14 protein-coding genes and 1 tRNA gene are annotated in these 14,818 nt (G+C 67.0%); 12 read left to right on the forward strand and 3 right to left on the reverse strand.

What is annotated here, in order from left to right:
* Positions 1-103: 103 nt before the first annotated feature.
* Positions 104-179 (forward strand) — tRNA-Glu (locus ACJQWM_RS02670).
* A 323-nt stretch (positions 180-502) separates the two neighbouring features.
* Positions 503-826: a ferredoxin FdxA gene (fdxA, locus tag ACJQWM_RS02675; protein ID WP_332704854.1), complete on the forward strand. Its 324-nt coding sequence runs from the start codon at positions 503-505 to the stop codon at positions 824-826.
* Positions 827-1,001: 175 nt separating this feature from the next.
* On the opposite strand, the gene ACJQWM_RS02680 is transcribed toward fdxA, so the two are convergent.
* Together ACJQWM_RS02680 and dapA are read right to left on the reverse strand one after the other, a co-directional pair.
* Positions 1,002-1,553, reverse strand: a complete 552-nt coding sequence (locus ACJQWM_RS02680) for a hypothetical protein (protein WP_332704856.1) — start codon at positions 1,551-1,553, stop codon at positions 1,002-1,004.
* Between the two features lie 17 nt (positions 1,554-1,570).
* Entirely contained in the window at positions 1,571-2,476 is a 906-nt protein-coding gene (gene dapA / locus ACJQWM_RS02685) for a 4-hydroxy-tetrahydrodipicolinate synthase (protein ID WP_411306649.1), read from the reverse strand.
* Between the two features lie 244 nt (positions 2,477-2,720).
* On the opposite strand from dapA, the gene ACJQWM_RS02690 reads away from it, so the two are divergent.
* The 5 genes from ACJQWM_RS02690 to ACJQWM_RS02710 all read left to right on the forward strand — a co-directional run bounded on the left by ACJQWM_RS02690 (position 2,721) and on the right by ACJQWM_RS02710 (position 7,214).
* Entirely contained in the window at positions 2,721-3,281 is a 561-nt protein-coding gene (locus tag ACJQWM_RS02690) for a glycine cleavage system transcriptional repressor (protein WP_332704858.1), read from the forward strand.
* A gap of 74 nt (positions 3,282-3,355) precedes the next feature.
* Positions 3,356-3,874, forward strand: coding sequence for a peroxiredoxin (locus tag ACJQWM_RS02695; RefSeq protein WP_332704860.1), 519 nt, complete (start codon positions 3,356-3,358; stop codon positions 3,872-3,874).
* Positions 3,875-4,012: 138 nt separating this feature from the next.
* Entirely contained in the window at positions 4,013-5,410 is a 1,398-nt protein-coding gene (locus tag ACJQWM_RS02700) for a PhoH family protein (protein ID WP_332704862.1), read from the forward strand.
* Between the two features lie 122 nt (positions 5,411-5,532).
* Positions 5,533-6,366 carry a bifunctional hydroxymethylpyrimidine kinase/phosphomethylpyrimidine kinase gene (gene thiD / locus ACJQWM_RS02705; RefSeq protein ID WP_332704864.1) on the forward strand — a complete coding sequence of 278 codons (834 nt, stop codon included), beginning with the start codon at positions 5,533-5,535 and terminating at the stop codon, positions 6,364-6,366.
* On the forward strand, positions 6,363-7,214 hold the full coding sequence (locus ACJQWM_RS02710) for an alpha/beta hydrolase family protein (RefSeq protein WP_332704866.1): 852 nt from the start codon (positions 6,363-6,365) through the stop codon (positions 7,212-7,214). Before thiD ends, ACJQWM_RS02710 begins: the two co-directional genes overlap by 4 nt.
* Positions 7,215-7,278: 64 nt before the next feature.
* On the opposite strand, the gene galE is transcribed toward ACJQWM_RS02710, so the two are convergent.
* Positions 7,279-8,427 carry a UDP-glucose 4-epimerase GalE gene (galE, locus tag ACJQWM_RS02715; protein WP_332704868.1) on the reverse strand — a complete coding sequence of 383 codons (1,149 nt, stop codon included), beginning with the start codon at positions 8,425-8,427 and terminating at the stop codon, positions 7,279-7,281.
* Between the two features lie 608 nt (positions 8,428-9,035).
* Here galE and ACJQWM_RS02720 point away from each other — a divergent pair.
* The 5 genes from ACJQWM_RS02720 to ACJQWM_RS02740 all read left to right on the forward strand — a co-directional run bounded on the left by ACJQWM_RS02720 (position 9,036) and on the right by ACJQWM_RS02740 (position 14,739).
* Positions 9,036-9,656 carry an XrtA/PEP-CTERM system exopolysaccharide export protein gene (locus ACJQWM_RS02720; RefSeq protein ID WP_332704870.1) on the forward strand — a complete coding sequence of 207 codons (621 nt, stop codon included), beginning with the start codon at positions 9,036-9,038 and terminating at the stop codon, positions 9,654-9,656.
* A 44-nt stretch (positions 9,657-9,700) separates the two neighbouring features.
* Positions 9,701-11,203 carry an XrtA system polysaccharide chain length determinant gene (locus ACJQWM_RS02725; RefSeq protein WP_332704872.1) on the forward strand — a complete coding sequence of 501 codons (1,503 nt, stop codon included), beginning with the start codon at positions 9,701-9,703 and terminating at the stop codon, positions 11,201-11,203.
* Between the two features lie 9 nt (positions 11,204-11,212).
* On the forward strand, positions 11,213-11,959 hold the full coding sequence (locus ACJQWM_RS02730; RefSeq protein ID WP_332704874.1) for a P-loop NTPase family protein: 747 nt from the start codon (positions 11,213-11,215) through the stop codon (positions 11,957-11,959).
* A gap of 10 nt (positions 11,960-11,969) precedes the next feature.
* Positions 11,970-13,313, forward strand: a complete 1,344-nt coding sequence (locus tag ACJQWM_RS02735; protein WP_411306650.1) for an outer membrane beta-barrel protein — start codon at positions 11,970-11,972, stop codon at positions 13,311-13,313.
* 259 nt (positions 13,314-13,572) lie between these two features.
* Positions 13,573-14,739, forward strand: a complete 1,167-nt coding sequence (locus ACJQWM_RS02740; RefSeq protein WP_332704878.1) for a glycosyltransferase family 2 protein — start codon at positions 13,573-13,575, stop codon at positions 14,737-14,739.
* The last annotated feature ends 79 nt before the right edge of the window (positions 14,740-14,818 follow it).

Genomic DNA, 14,818 nt, shown 5'->3' on the forward strand with positions numbered 1-14,818 from the left:
GTTTTCAGTCAAGTTCGATTCGGTCGTCCTAAGCCGTTGCCGGCGGCAACAGCGGCGCATATACTAGCAGGCCGCGCTTCGTTGAGAGTTGAGCGCGGACCCTGCTCCCTTCGTCTAGAGGCCTAGGACGTGGCCCTCTCAAGGCTAAAACACGAGTTCGAATCTCGTAGGGAGCGCCAATTTTTCGCAGTCGTCCGCAGGGACGACGCTTCGGAGCCTGCGCAGCGATGTGCGGGTTTCGTCGCTCTAGGGCGGCGAGTCGGCCGCGTTGCGGCCTGAAAGTCGGCGCTGCGCGCCTGTAAACGGCAAGTGGTAACAGCAAAAGACGAGCGCTGTTGGTGTTGCCTCTCCCGTTTACTGTTTACAGCCGGCGCAGCCGGCGACTTACAGCGAGCGCAGCGAGCGACCTCACAAGCGCGAAGCGCCGGCTCACGCGAGTCGGTCCCGGCGCAGATGGCCCGCAGCCGCTAAACTACCCGCAGCAACGCAACCGAGCCCAGCAATGCCCTTCGTCGTCACCGAGAACTGCATCAAGTGCAAGTACACCGACTGTGTCGAGGTGTGCCCGGTCGACTGTTTCCACGAAGGCCCCAATTTCCTGGTAATCGATCCGGACGAGTGCATCGACTGCACCTTGTGCGAGCCGGAATGCCCGATCAACGCGATCTATCCAGAAGACGACGTGCCCGCCGGGCAGGAAGCATTCGTCGCGCTCAACGCCGAGCTCGCCAAGGCCTGGCCGGTGCTCACCACCCGCAAGGACGGCGCACCCGACGCCAAGGAATGGGAAGACAAGCCAGGCAAGCTGGAACTGCTCGAACGCTAAGGTGCGCCGTTTTTGTAGGAGCGGCTTCAGCCGCGAACCGATTGCGATGACTAGTGTTTGTGGAAGAGCTCGCGCTTGTGGAAGAGCTCGCGGCTGAAGCCGCTCCTACAGGTGGCGAGGACAGACAAAAAACGGGCGCCGAGCGCCCGTTTTTCGTTACGCGCCGTTGATGCGATCAGTTGCCGCCGATCGCCGCCTGCAGTGCCGCGATCAGGCGGGCCGGTGCGTCACCGGTGGCCGGCTGGCCGCGCGGATCCAGGGCCGACACGCGAGCGCCGGCTTCGGCGTCGGTGACGCGCACCAGGAAGTTGCTGCCCTCGTAATTCACGTCGAATACGCCAAGCAACTGCGCGCGGCTGGCCACCTCGACACCGTCGATGCCACCCAGCGCTTCGCCGACCCGGTTGAATACTTCGTCGCGACTGCCGGGCATGGTGAAGCCGGTGCCGGCCGATGCGCCCGCATCTGGCGGCGATGCGGCCGCTGCTGGCGTCGGTGCCGGCACGGCCTGGCCCGAGGCCGTCACCGAACTGGGCGTTGCCATGGCGGCGTCTGCCCGCGGCAGATCCAGGTCGGGCGGCACTTCCAGTGGGCGGCTTTCCGGGTTCTGCGCATACAGGTCGTTGCCCTTGCGGAACCAGCTGCAGCCGGAGGTGGCGGCGACGCCGGCCACCAGCAGGCCGGTGATCACGACACGGGATATCGAGTGGAGCTGGGGGGAACGCATGGCAATCTCCTGCGGGTTCACGCCGCGAAGGATTCGCGGCAGACGTTTTCGAGTTCGCGAATGGCGCCGACCATGGTGATCGCGGCGTCGTGATGAGCGGCCGACAGCGGCAGCATCGGCAGGCGCAGGCCATGGCCGATGCCCTGCAACGCGAGAAGGGCCTTGACCGGAATCGGGTTGGATTCGATCCCGAGGAAATCGTAGGCGGCGCGCAGGCGCGCATCCCAGTCCTGCGCCGGACCGGTGTCGCCGGCGCGGGCCAGATCACACAGGCGACGGAACGAAGCCGGCAGTACGTTCGAGCCGACCGAAATCACCCCGTCGGCGCCGGCCAGCATTGCGCGGCACGCGGTCGGATCATCGCCACTGAGCACCGCGAAGTCGGCGCTCTTGAACTCCAGCAAGGCCTGCATGCGCTCGGGCTCGCTGCGCGCTTCCTTGATGCCGATGATCCGAGGGTGGCCGGCCAGTTCCGCCACGGTCTCCGGCAGCAGGTCGCCGCCGGTACGGCCGGGCACGTTGTAGAGCACCACCGGCAGGGCCGTGTCGTCGGCGACTGCCCGGTAATGCGCGACCAGCCCGGCCTGCGGCGGGCGCACGTAGGGCGGGGTGACCACCAGCGCGGCGTCGGCACCCAGCGCGGCCGCGCGGCGGGTCTGCTCGACGGTCTTGGCGGTATTGGACTGGCCGGTGCCGGCCAGCACCGGGATGCGCCCGGCGACCAGCTCCACCGCGCTGCGCAGCAGGGTGTCGTACTCGGCGTCGTACAACGCCGCCGCCTCGCCGGTGGAACCAGCCACCACGATGCCCTGGGTGCGCCCATCGAGCTGCAGCGCCAGCAGCTGGTGCCAGGCGTCCAGGTCGAGTTCGCCGCTGGCGTCGAACGGGGTGGCCAGCGCGGTGATGCTGCCGGAAAGTCGCAAGTGCAGGCCTTTGCGGGTAGGTGGCTGGACGGGGCGTACACACATGCACGCATGGCCGGTGATGCTAATCGGGAAAGTCTGAACAAGTCCATCCCGGACGCCGCCTCAGGCACCGCCGCGGTCGCTTGCGGCGCGAAAGCGCCGGCAAGTATGCTGGCCGCAAAGCCGCAGCCCGCGCGGGCTGCCGTTCATGCCGGACCGCGGTTCGTCCGGATATACACCGCTCCCACACGCAGGCGCCGCCTTGACTGACTCTGATTCCCGGCCGTCGCCGAATGAAAACCACCTCCTGATCAACGCCTACACGACGCATCCGGAGTCGCCGCTGCTGTCGGTGTCGCGCCGGATCGCCGACAGCGGCTGCAACCTGGTCGATGCCCGCCTGTCCACCGTCGGCCGCGATGTCTCGGTGACCGCGCTGGCGATCGGCTCGTGGGATTCGATCGCCAAGCTCGAGGCGATGCTGGCCCGCCTGGAGCGCGAGGAAGACCTGAAGCTGAACTGGTACCGGACCGGCGCCAAGCAGGTGCGCTCGGACCTGTTGCCGTACATCGTCGAGGTGGTGGCGGCCGACAAGCCGGGCATCGCGTTCCAGCTTGCCGATTTCTTCGACCGCCAGGGCATCACCATCGAGAGCCTGCACTGCACGCGCTACCGGGCGATGCAGACCGGCGCGGACATGTTCTCGGCGCAGGTGACGGTCGGCGTGCCGGCGAGCATGCATATCGCCGCGCTGCGCGATGACTTCCTGGAATTCTGCGACCACCTCAACCTCGACGCGATCATGGATCCGATGAAGTTCTGATGCTGTCCGCCTGGCATTTTCCGGTGAAATGACGACGCAACAGCAGCATTGAAAGCACAGGAGCGAACGTAAAGATGCTCGACACCGGCGACTCGATCCACGGCAACAACGCGCCCTCCGATCTGCCCCTGGCCCTGTCGAGCGGCGAGACCGCCCGCCTCTGCGATTACCGGCATCAGTGGCTGGTGCTGTACTTCTATCCGAAGGACAGCACGCCGGGCTGCACCACCGAAGGGCGGGACTTCAACGCGCTGTTGCCGCAGTTCAGGCAACTCGACGCCGTGGTGCTCGGCGTGTCGCGTGATTCGCTCAAGTCGCACCAGAACTTCTGCGCCAAACAGGGATTCGCATTCGACCTGGTCAGCGATCCGGACGAGGCGCTGTGCAATGCCTTCGGCGTCATCAAGGAAAAGAACATGTACGGCCGCAAGGTGATGGGCATCGAGCGCAGTACTTTCCTGATCGACCCACAGGGCGTCATCGCCCGGTCATGGCGGCCGGTGAAGGTGCCCGGACACGCGCAGGCCGTGCTGGATGCACTGAGCGGCTTGTCCGGCGCTGCAGGCACGCCAGGGGCGGCCGCAGCTCAGTGATCTCCCCGATGTCATCTTTCTCCACCACGCCGCCCCGCGGGTCCGTGGTGGCCTGTCCCTGCCCGGCATACGCCGCACTGCCGTAGTTCCACCACCCCACCCGCCCACCGCCCCCGCCCACCGCCACGAGGCATTGGAATGACACGAAGCAAGCGGATCTACGTGCTCGACACCAACGTGCTCATGCACGACCCGACCGCGCTGTTCAAGTTCGAGGAGCACGACGTCTACCTGCCGATGCAGGTGATCGAGGAACTCGACAACGGCAAGAAGGGCACCTCCGAAGCCAGCCGCAACGCGCGTCAGGTCAGCCGCTTTCTCAACGAACTGGTCGAGGCCGCGGGCACCGAGCGGATCCATTCGGGCATCGCGCTCAGCCGGCCACAGGGACTGCAGCTGCGCAGCGCGCAGAGCATCGGCTGCCTGCGTTTCCAGACCGACAACTTCGACGCGGGCAAGCGCTTCGGCGCGGTGGTACCGGACAACGCGATCCTCGGCGCGATCCTGGCGCTCAAGGAAAGCCAGCCAGACGCGCCGGTGGTGTTCGTCTCCAAGGACATCAACCTGCGGATCAAGGCCGCGATCGCCGGCATCGCCTCGGAAGACTACGAGAACGACCGCGCGCTCGACGATTTCGACCTGCTCTACACCGGCGCCACTGCGCTGCCGGAGGATTTCTGGCAGCGCCACGGCAAGGACCTCAAGTCCTGGACCGACAAGGGCCGGACCTATTACGAGATCAGCCGCGCCGATGACGACGAGTGGTATCCCAACCAGTACCTGTACCTGCCCGGCGACGACGAATCCCAGCTCACTGTCTCCAGGGTCACCGATGCCCGCGTGACGTTGCAGATCGTCGATGATTTCCGCCACAGCCAGCACGCGGTGTGGGGCATCAATGCACGCAACCGCGAGCAGAACTTCGCGCTCAACGCACTGATGGATCCGGAGATCGATTTCGTCACCCTGCTCGGCACCGCCGGCACCGGCAAGACCCTGCTCGCGCTCGCGGCCGGGCTCGCCCAGACCATGGACCAGCAGCGCTATCGGGAGATCATCATGACCCGCGCGACGGTCAGCGTAGGCGAGGACATCGGCTTCCTGCCCGGCACCGAGGAGGAGAAGATGACGCCGTGGATGGGCGCGCTGACCGACAACCTGGAGGTGCTCACCCACAACCAGGAAGGCGGCAGTTGGGGCCGCGCGGCGACCAACGACCTGCTCGCCTCGCGGATCAAGATCCGCTCGCTGAATTTCATGCGCGGGCGCACGTTCCTGAGCCGCTGGTTGATCCTGGACGAGGCGCAAAACCTCACCCCCAAGCAGATGAAAACGCTGATCACCCGCGCCGGTCCGGGCACCAAGATCGTCTGCCTGGGCAACGTCGAGCAGATCGATACGCCGTACCTGACCGAGACCACCTCGGGCCTGACCTACGCGGTGGACCGGTTCAAGAACTGGCCGCACAGCGCACACGTCACGCTGCGGCGCGGTGAGCGATCGCGCCTGGCCGATTACGCGTCCGAGGTGCTGTAGCGCCTCATCCTGCATCTGTAGGAGCGGCTTCAGCCGCGATCGGATCGACCCCAACGATTTTTCGATCGCGGCTGAAGCCGCTCCTACCAAGCAACGCCGTCGAAAGACGCGACAATGCCGTCATGACGACCCCGCCCGACACCCGCCCGCTCTGCGCCCTGACCATCGCCGGCTCCGACTCCGGCGGCGGCGCCGGCATCCAGGCCGACCTCAAGACCTTCGCCGCGCTGAGCGTGCACGGGTTGAGCGCGATCGCCGCCCTGACCGCGCAGCACACGCGCGGGGTGACCGCGGTGCACGTACCGCCGGTGGCGTTTTTGCGTGCGCAGATCGACGCCTGCTTCGCCGACTTCCGCATCGGCGCGGTCAAGCTCGGCATGCTGGCCTCGGCCGAAGTCATCGCCACGGTGGCCGATGCGCTGGAAACCCACCGTCCGCCGCACGTGGTACTCGACCCGGTGATGGTGGCCACCTCCGGTGCAAAGCTGCTAGCCGACGATGCGCTGGATGCCTTGCGCAAGCGCCTGCTGCCGCTGGCCACGCTGGTCACGCCCAACACGCCCGAGGCCGAGCTGCTGCTCGGCCGGCGCATTGCCGATGCCGCCGCCGCACGCGCCGCGCTGGCCGAGCTGCGCGGCCTCGGCGCGCAGGCGGTGCTGCTCAAGGGCGGGCACCTGGACGAAGGCGACGAGGTGATCGACCGCTTCCACGATGCCGATGGCACCGCCGCATTCACGCATCGCCGGCTGGACCTCGCCGGCCACGGCACCGGCTGCACGCTGGCCTCGGCGATCGCGGCGCACCTGTGCCGCGGCAGCTCGCTGCAGGGCGCTTGCGCGGCCGCGACCGACTACGTGTCCGATGCACTGCGGCGCGGTTACCGGCCGGGCCGAAGCGACGTCGTCGTGCTCGATCATCTGGGTGCGGCGACGCGGCAGTCGGCAACGGACCCATGAACGAGTTGCGCTCACTGGAAATGCCGCTGGAGGCTGCCGACGGCCACGCGTTCACGTTGCTGGCCCGCCTCCCGGAGCAACCGGTCGCATCGCTGCTGTGGCTGCCAGCGCTGGGCGTGGCCGCGCGGCATTACCTGCCGTTTGCCGAGTCGCTGGCGAAACGCGGCGTCGCGGTGTTCCTGCACGAGTGGCGCGGCAACGGCAGCAGCGATCTGCGCCCGTCACGGACCCGGGACTGGGGCTATCGGCAGTTGCTGACGCTCGACCTGCCGACCAGCGAAGCGGCGATGCTCGACGCATTGCCGGAAGCCGCACCCGGGGCCGCACGCATCATCGGCGGCCACAGCCTGGGCGGCCAACTGGCCTGCTGCCGTCTGGCGCTGGCGCCCGACACAGCCCGGCGGTTGTGGCTGGTCGCCAGCGGCGCGCCGTACTGGCGCGCGTTTCCGCCGCCGACGCGCTACTGGCTGCCGCTGGTGTACCGGTTCCTGCCGTGGCTGAGCGATCGCTGCGGCGCGCTGCCCGGCCGCCGGATCGGCTTCGGTGGGGAAGAAGCGCGCAGCCTGATCCACGACTGGGCCGCAACCGCGCTGAGCGGGCGCTACGCCACGCCGGATGGCGACCTCGATCTTGATGGTTCGATGTCCCAGCTGGCGCCGGCCGTGCGCGCCGTGGTCCTGGCCGAAGACTGGCTGGCCCCGGCGTCGTCGCTGCGGTTCCTGCTGTCGAAAATGCCGCGTGCGCGGGTGTCGACGGTCGAGCTGGATGCGCAGGCGCTGGGCGTGTCGGCCGATCACTTCGGCTGGATGGCGCAACCCGCGCGTGTGGCCGAAGCATTGCTGGATTGAACAGCACCCAGCGCTGTCCCCGTTGCGGCGCCACTGCCGCATGGCAGGGGCGCGCAGTGCCGGGCTAGAACCGGGTGGTGGCTTCTCCGGTGCCTGTTTTCTTGGCACCGCCCACCGGCGCGCGTACTTCGCGGGCCGGTTCGAGTTCCGGGGGCCGGGAGCGGACCGTGGCCAGGGTCGGCACCAACGGCAGCGAGACCGGGTCGCGATAGCCCTGGGGGTGCTTCGATTGCCAGCGCCATGCGTCGCGGCACATCGCATCAACGTCCAGTTCGGCGCGCCACCCCAGCAGCTGCTGCGCCAGGGCCGGGTCGGCGTACAGCTCGGCCACGTCGCCCGGCCGGCGATCGACGATCTCGTAGGGGATCTTGCGCCCCGACGCGCGCTCGAATGCCTGCAGCAACTGCAGCACACTGATGCCGCGGCCGGTGCCAAGGTTGACGGTGACGTTGCGGTCGGTGCGCTCCAGGCACTCGAGTGCATCGGCGTGCGCGCGCGCCAGGTCGACCACGTGCAGGTAATCGCGCACGCCGGTGCCGTCGATGGTCGGGTAGTCACCGCCAAAAACCGACAGCTTCCTGCGCCGGCCCACCGCGACCTGGCAGATGTAGGGCATCAGGTTGTTGGGCACGCCCGCCGGGTCTTCGCCGAGCAGCCCCGAGGCGTGCGCGCCGACCGGGTTGAAATAGCGCAGCGTGGCCGCGCGGAACGCATCATCGGCGCCGCCGACGTCGCTGATCAGCTGCTCCAGCACCAGCTTGGTCCGGCCATACGGATTGGTGACCTGCAGCCGTGCATCTTCCTGCACCGGCACCCGCTCGGGATCGCCGTACACGGTTGCCGACGAGCTGAACACCATCCGCCGCACGCCGGCGTCCTGCATCGCCTGCAGCAGCACGATGGTCCCGCTGATGTTGTTGTCGAAGTACTCCAGCGGACGCCGGCACGAATCACCCACCGCCTTCAAGCCGGCAAAGTGGATCACGGCATCGAAGCAGTGGGTGGCGAAGAGTTCCGAGAGCGCATCGCGGTCGCGCAGGTCGACGCGGTGGAAATCCACCGGTGCGCCGATGACCCGCGCCAGGTGTCGCAGTGCGCCGGGAGAGCTGTTGACGAGGCTGTCTGCGACCGTGACGCGATGTCCGCGCTGGGCCAGGACCACACAGGTGTGACTGCCGATATATCCCGCACCGCCGGATACCAGAACTCGCATTGATCATCCTCAAGGAATTGATGGTCGGGTTCGGCCGCGGCACCAAGGAGGCCGCGCGGAACACTGCGGTCCGTGTGGACAATCCGTGTGCATCGGCCTGATGGGCGCACTTGCGCAATGCGATCGCACAACGTGGCCACACTTGCTTCTGCCAACGCGCTCGATCGCGCACCGCGGCCTCGCCACGGTCAGGAATCTGAACCCTGCATCGGCGGCATGCGCGGCTGCGTTTCGACTGTCGTCACCACGATTTCACCTACGCCGAGACATCAATGGCGCGTGAAGTTGCAAGTGCGTGGGGGCGAGTCGGGTGTAACCGTTTTCTTGGCGGATTTCCCCGGCTTCGCTCGAACTCGACCAGCCGGCATTCCGCGGCCCATGCAGCCACACATGTTGTGGCTCGAAGAACGTGTGATGCAGCAAGGACCGAGCAGCGGTATCGCTCACCCTGTGTGCGCTGTGCCGTGGAGACGGATCAATGCCGATGTCATCGCGACAGCGGCGCGCATAGCAATGGCGGCGTCTGCGCCGCACGCGGCCTGCCTTCCGGTTTGGCCGGGACCACATGCCTGCTCCGTTCCATTGGGTGGCACCTGGAGATGACCCACATGAAAAACCTACTCACTGTCCTGCTCGCTCTATCGTTGTCTGTCCTTCTCGCCGCCTGCGCCACATCCGGTAGCGCCGGCAATGGTCCGCCACCGGTCGACACCGCGGCAGCCGAGCCTTACCAGATCGGCGTCGATGATGTCGTCACCGTGTCGGTGTGGCGCAATCCGGAACTCGAAAGCACCGGTCCGGTCCGTCCCGACGGAATGATCTCGGTGCCGTTGCTCGGCGATGTTTCCGCTGGCGGCCGCACGCCGCCGGAAGTAGCCAAGGACATCGAGGAGCGTCTCTCGACCTACATCCGCGATCCGCAGGTCGCCGTGATCCTGAGCGAACTGCGCAGCCACGAGTACCTGTCCCGTGTCCGCGTCACCGGCGCGGTGCGACAGCCGGTGTCGATCCCGTACCGTCCCGGCATGACCGTGCTCGACGCGGTGCTGGCCGCCGGCGGCGTCACCGAGTTCGCCGCAGCGGACCGCTCCAGCCTGTATCGCAAGAACGGCAGCGAAACCGGCAACTACACGGTGCACTTGGAGCAGATCCTCAACAGCGGTGACCTGTCGACCAACTTCGACGTTGCGCCCGGCGACGTCATCACCGTGGCAGAGCGCGCGCTGTGAGTAACCATCTAGTCGAATGGCGGCCGCCGCAGCGGAGCTCTGCGGTGGTCCCCCTACTGCCGATGGCGATGGAGGAAGGTCGCCGGCGCCCGCTGCTGCTGGCGGTGATGTTCGCAACGATCGCTTTGGCCGCGCTCGTGCTGGGTGCGATGGCGCCGAAGAAGTTCACCTCCTCGAGCACCGTCCGCGTCCAGGAGAACAACATCATCGAGCCGGTGGCCGAGCGCCGGTCCTCGTCCGGCGCCCCGGTCGACCACGCCGGCATCGCGCGCGAGATCGCCTTCAGCCGCAAGGTGCTCGATGACGTGCTGGAGGTCGGCGGTTGGACGGCGGCCAATCCCACGCCGCTGGAGCGGGAGAAACTGCGCGACCAGATCATGGCCCGGACCACGATCGCCAGTCCGAACATGAATCCCGGCCTGATCAAGATCAGCTACAGCGACGAGGACCCGCAACGTGCCCACCAGGTCACCGAGCGCCTTGCCAACGCGGTGATCCAGGAAAACCTGCAAGAGCGCGAACAACTGAGCCGCACGGCGTTCCAGTTCATCGACGAGCAGACCGACCAGTACCACGAGAAGCTCACCGAAGCCGAGAGCGAACTGGTCGCGTACTACCGGGCCAATCCGGATGCCCTGCCCGGCAGCACCGAGAACTCCGAGCAGCGGATCACCGAGTTGCTGCGCGAGACCGACCGGGCCCGCCTGGAGGCGGTCGACCAACAGGCCCAGGCGCAGGCATTGCAGTCGCACCTGGCCAACGTGGGCTCGAACGGGATCGCCGGGGCACGCGCCTCGCAGATCGGCGCGCGCTTGAGTGAACTGCAGTCCGAACGTGACCGGCTCGGCCTGAACTACACCGACCAGCACCCCGACGTGGTCCGGATCGAGCATCAGATCCAGGATCTGGAAACCGAGCTGCAGCGCGAACTGGCCTCCCCCAGCCGCAACCCGGTAGCGGCCGTGCAAGCCTCGTCCTCGCCGGTGTACAGCTCGATCAGCGGTCAACTTGCGCAAGCACGCAGCCGCGGTGCCGCCTCGTCCGCCCGCCTGGCCTTCGGCGAGCAGCTGATGGCGGTGGAACGTGAGCGCAACCAGCGGCTGCTGGCCATGGAAGGCGAACTGGCGGAACTGACCCGCACCTTCGAGACCAGCCGCGACATGTACCGCGACCTGCTCGAGCGCCGTGAAAACGCACGCATGGCGATGTACCTGGATGCCGCACACGGCGACCTGAGCTTTCGCATCCAGGAACCTGCCGAAGTGCCGCTGCAGGCGACCGGACTGCGCCTGATGCACATCGGCGCGGCAGGCCTGTTGCTTGCCGTGGCGATACCGCTGGCACTGTTGTTCGCCTGGGTCAGGGCCGATCCACGGGTACGCAGCGCCGCACAGATCGAACAGGCCGCCGGTTTGCCGGTGCTGGCCTCGATACCACGCAACATCACCGGGCGCCGGCGTAAACGCTCCAACAAACGCCTGGCCATGGCAGCAGCACTGACACTGATGGTGCCCGTGGCCTACACGCTCGCTTTGATCCTCAGATAAGGCGCACGCATGAACCGACCAGACATGGTTTCGCTGGACCGCGGCGGCCGCGACAAACAAGCCGTCGCCGACCGCCCGATGGCTCGCGTCGTGGAGACCACATCGCTTACTCCCGCGCAGCGGCAGGACCGTTCCATCATCTGTCGCACCGCCTCGTTCCACCCGCAGGTTGATGCGTTCCGCGACCTGCGTACGCGGCTGCTGGCAATCGCCGCGGGCCACAACATCACCACCGTGGTGGCGCCGGTCAGCCGGGGCAGTGGCGCCAGCTTCGTCGCGCGCAACCTGGCGGCGACCTTCGCGTTCGATGAGGCGCACAGTGCGCTGCTGATCGATTGCGACCTGCAGCGGCCCTCGCAACACACCACCATGCGCATCGACCCGCAACGCGGGGGGCTGATCGACTATCTCGACGACCCTTCGGCCGACATCGAGGAGATGTTCTACGAAACCGGCATCGCGCGGCTGCGGCTGATCCCGGTGGGCGCCACGCCGAGCGTCGATTTCGAATACTTCACCTCGTTCCGGATGCGCTTGCTGATCGACTCGCTGCGCAACCGTTATCCGGACCGCTACCTGTTCCTGGACAGTCCGCCGGTGCGCGGTGCGCCGGATGCCCGGCTGCTCGCCGACCTCGCCGACATGGTCGTGCTGGTGGCGGCCTACGGCCACGACACGCCGCAGGCGATTGCGCAGGCGGCGGCCAATTTCGATCCGGAGAAATTCGCCGGCGTGGTCTTCAACGAAGGCGTGTGAGGCAGACCCTATGACCGGCGCAAAGGCAGGATATTCCGCGAACCGCACCTCCTGGCGCGGCTTGCGCAAGGGGACCCTGGTCCTGGCGGTGCTGCTTGCATTGCCCGATACCACCCGGGCGATCGACGTCGACTACGAAGTCGGCGTCGCGGTGCGGCACAGCGACAACATCAACCTCAGCCAAACAAATCCGATCGAGGACACGGTCCGCTCGCCGACGCTCTATTTCGAGGCCGCGCAGGTGGGTCGACGGATTCAGCTGGCCGCGCGCGGCGATTTGGAATACCTCGATTACGCCAGCAACACCTTCGAGAACGAGCTTCGCGGGCGCTTCGCCGGCAGGCTCAACTTCAACGTGCTGCCCGAGCGCCTGGATTTCGTGGTGCAGGACTACCTCAGCCGCCAGCCGATCGACCAGCTGGCCGCGTTCAATCCAGGCAACCAGCAGCAGATCAACGTATTCGTCGCCGGACCCAGCCTGTACACGCGCTTTGACGGCGTCACCCGCGGGCAGTTCGACCTGCGCTACAGCAACAGCTATGCCGAAGAAGACGAGGAGTTCGACAGCGACCGCTACAACGCCGCGGCACGCGTGCTGCGTGAGATGAGCTCCACATCGAGCCTGTCGGCGAACCTGGAGGCGACCGACGTCAGGTTCCAGCTCGAGGGAGGCGCCAGTGACTACCGGCGGTACGACGGCTATCTCGGCACCGCCGTGGAGCGGGACAAGGTCGATGTCGAGCTCGACCTGGGTTACTCGCGACTGGAACTGGACGACGGGTTCGAAGAATCTTCACCGCTTGCCCGCGCCTCGGTGAACTGGCGTGTCACCCCACGCAGCCTGCTCGCCACGACCGTGCGCTACCACCTCACCGACGCCACCCAGTCACTGGTCACCCCGCTGGAAATCGATGCGAACCGCCGGCCTTTCGCCGATTTCATCGTTCCCGACGTGCAGGTCGAGCCCAACGTGTTCCGCGAGCGCCTGATCCGCGCGCGCTACCGGCACACCGGCGACCGGTTGACGTTGCAACTGGTGCCCTACCACCGCCGGATGCGCTACGTGGAGCAGGACGTGGTCGAGAGCCAGGACCGCACCGGTGCGTTGCTCCTGGCCGATTACCGGCTGCGGCCGCGGCTCACGCTTTCGCTGGAGGGCGGCCGCGAAAAGCGCGAGTTCGTCCGGGTCGACCGCGAAGATACCGACACCACGTTCAGCGTCTCCCTGGCCCACCGCTTCACCCGCAAGTGGACCGGACGGGTCGGGTTCCAGCGGCGCGACCGCGACAGCTCCGCCATCGGCCGCAGCTACGACTCCAACGCCGTGCTCCTCAGCGTGACCTATCAGCGCTGAGGCAGAGGGTTGCCGTGTTGTGGTGCAACGGCGCTCCGGGTACGCGCGTCCGCCCGGCAGCGCCCCGAAACGCCGCTCGCCCCAGCGCACCGGCGCCGGCGACTGGCTGGACCTGGCTCCGGTTTTGCCTGCACTGGCGCTTCTTCCTCCTGCACGCGCTCGATCGCACCGGCGCCCGCGCCCTTCCCCAACCCATCGGCGCGCCGACCGCCCACGCATCAGCGACCGCAAACGCGTCACGCACCGGAGACCTTGACCCATGCTCGAACTGATCCTCTGGGGCGCAATCGGGATTCTCGGATACATCTACTTCGGATACCCGCTGCTGATCATCCTGCTCGGCAGAGTGTTCCGGCAGCGCGACGCACACAGCCGGGAACCCGCGCCGGAGGCCGCGCCCGCGGCCGCTCTGCCCTCGATCACGGTGATCATCACCGCCTACAACGAGGCGAAACACATCGCCGAGAAGATCCGCAACATCTTCGCGCTCGACTACCCGCACGACCGCCTGGACATCATCGTCGCCTCCGATGCCTCCAGCGACGCCACCGACGAAATCGTGCGCCAGTGCACCTCGGAGAAGGTGCGGCTGCTGCGGGTTGAGGGGCGTCAGGGCAAGACCGCCTGCCAGAACGCCGCGGCCAACGCCGCATCCGGCGATGTCCTGGTCTTCACCGATGCCACGACCACGCTGGGCAGCGACGCGCTGCAGGCCATCGCGCTCAGGTTTCGCGACCCGGAGGTGGGGTGCGTCGCCGGCCGCCTCACCTACATTTCCCGGCAGGACGATGCGACCGGCAAAGGCGGAACCTCGTACTGGGGTTATGAGACAGCATTGCGCGTGGCCGAGAGTTCGCTGGGCTCGTTGATCGGGGTTAGCGGCTGCCTCTACGGCGTGCGCCGGAGCGCCTATCGCGACATTCGCCCCGACCTGATCAGCGACTTCGTCATCGCCATGGTGATGCGCGAGCAGGACCTTCGCACGGTGCTGGAGCCGGCAGCGACCTGCACCGAGGAAACACTCGACCGTGCCGACCGCGAGCTGGCCATGCGCATCCGCGTGACGCTGCGCAGCCTGGTTGCATTGGCAACGCAGCGGCGTTTTCTGAATCCGCTGCGTTTCGGCACGTTCGCGTGGCAGCTGTGGTCGCACAAATTGCTGCGGTATCTGTCACCGGTGTTCTGGCTGTGCGCGTTGGCGGCCAACATCGCGCTCGCGAGCCGCGGCGAGTACGTACTGCTGCTGGCGCTGCAAGTGCTGGCCCTGTCTGCGGGGCTGCTTGGTTTCCTGCAGCTGCCGGTACTCGGCAAGTCCCGCCTGCTGGCGCAGCCGTATTACTTCGTACTGACCAACGTCGCCTCGGCGATCAGTCTGGTCAAGTTCATCCGGCGCGAAAAAGTCGTGACCTGGACGCCGCTGCGTTGAGCGACGCGTCGGTGTGTCGCGCATCGGTACGGCGCGTGGGCGCGCGGAATCGATGAACGCCGGTGGGCGTTTCTTCCGA

Origin of the sequence: Novilysobacter longmucuonensis (assembly GCF_046600735.1) — a bacterium.
Taxonomy (GTDB): Bacteria; Pseudomonadota; Gammaproteobacteria; order Xanthomonadales; family Xanthomonadaceae; genus Novilysobacter_A; species Novilysobacter_A longmucuonensis.

Excerpts from the sequence above, each read along its gene's own strand:
- fdxA (WP_332704854.1), top strand. The coding sequence starts at position 503 with ATGCCCTTCGTCGTCACCGAGAACTGCATCAAGTGCAAGTACACCGAC.
- ACJQWM_RS02680 (WP_332704856.1), bottom strand. The coding sequence starts at position 1,553 with ATGCGTTCCCCCCAGCTCCACTCGATATCCCGTGTCGTGATCACCGGC.
- ACJQWM_RS02695 (WP_332704860.1), top strand. The coding sequence starts at position 3,356 with ATGCTCGACACCGGCGACTCGATCCACGGCAACAACGCGCCCTCCGAT.
- ACJQWM_RS02700 (WP_332704862.1), top strand. The coding sequence starts at position 4,013 with ATGACACGAAGCAAGCGGATCTACGTGCTCGACACCAACGTGCTCATG.
- thiD (WP_332704864.1), top strand. The coding sequence starts at position 5,533 with ATGACGACCCCGCCCGACACCCGCCCGCTCTGCGCCCTGACCATCGCC.
- ACJQWM_RS02710 (WP_332704866.1), top strand. The coding sequence starts at position 6,363 with ATGAACGAGTTGCGCTCACTGGAAATGCCGCTGGAGGCTGCCGACGGC.
- galE (WP_332704868.1), bottom strand. The coding sequence starts at position 8,427 with ATGCGAGTTCTGGTATCCGGCGGTGCGGGATATATCGGCAGTCACACC.
- ACJQWM_RS02720 (WP_332704870.1), top strand. The coding sequence starts at position 9,036 with ATGAAAAACCTACTCACTGTCCTGCTCGCTCTATCGTTGTCTGTCCTT.
- ACJQWM_RS02730 (WP_332704874.1), top strand. The coding sequence starts at position 11,213 with ATGAACCGACCAGACATGGTTTCGCTGGACCGCGGCGGCCGCGACAAA.
- ACJQWM_RS02735 (WP_411306650.1), top strand. The coding sequence starts at position 11,970 with ATGACCGGCGCAAAGGCAGGATATTCCGCGAACCGCACCTCCTGGCGC.
- ACJQWM_RS02740 (WP_332704878.1), top strand. The coding sequence starts at position 13,573 with ATGCTCGAACTGATCCTCTGGGGCGCAATCGGGATTCTCGGATACATC.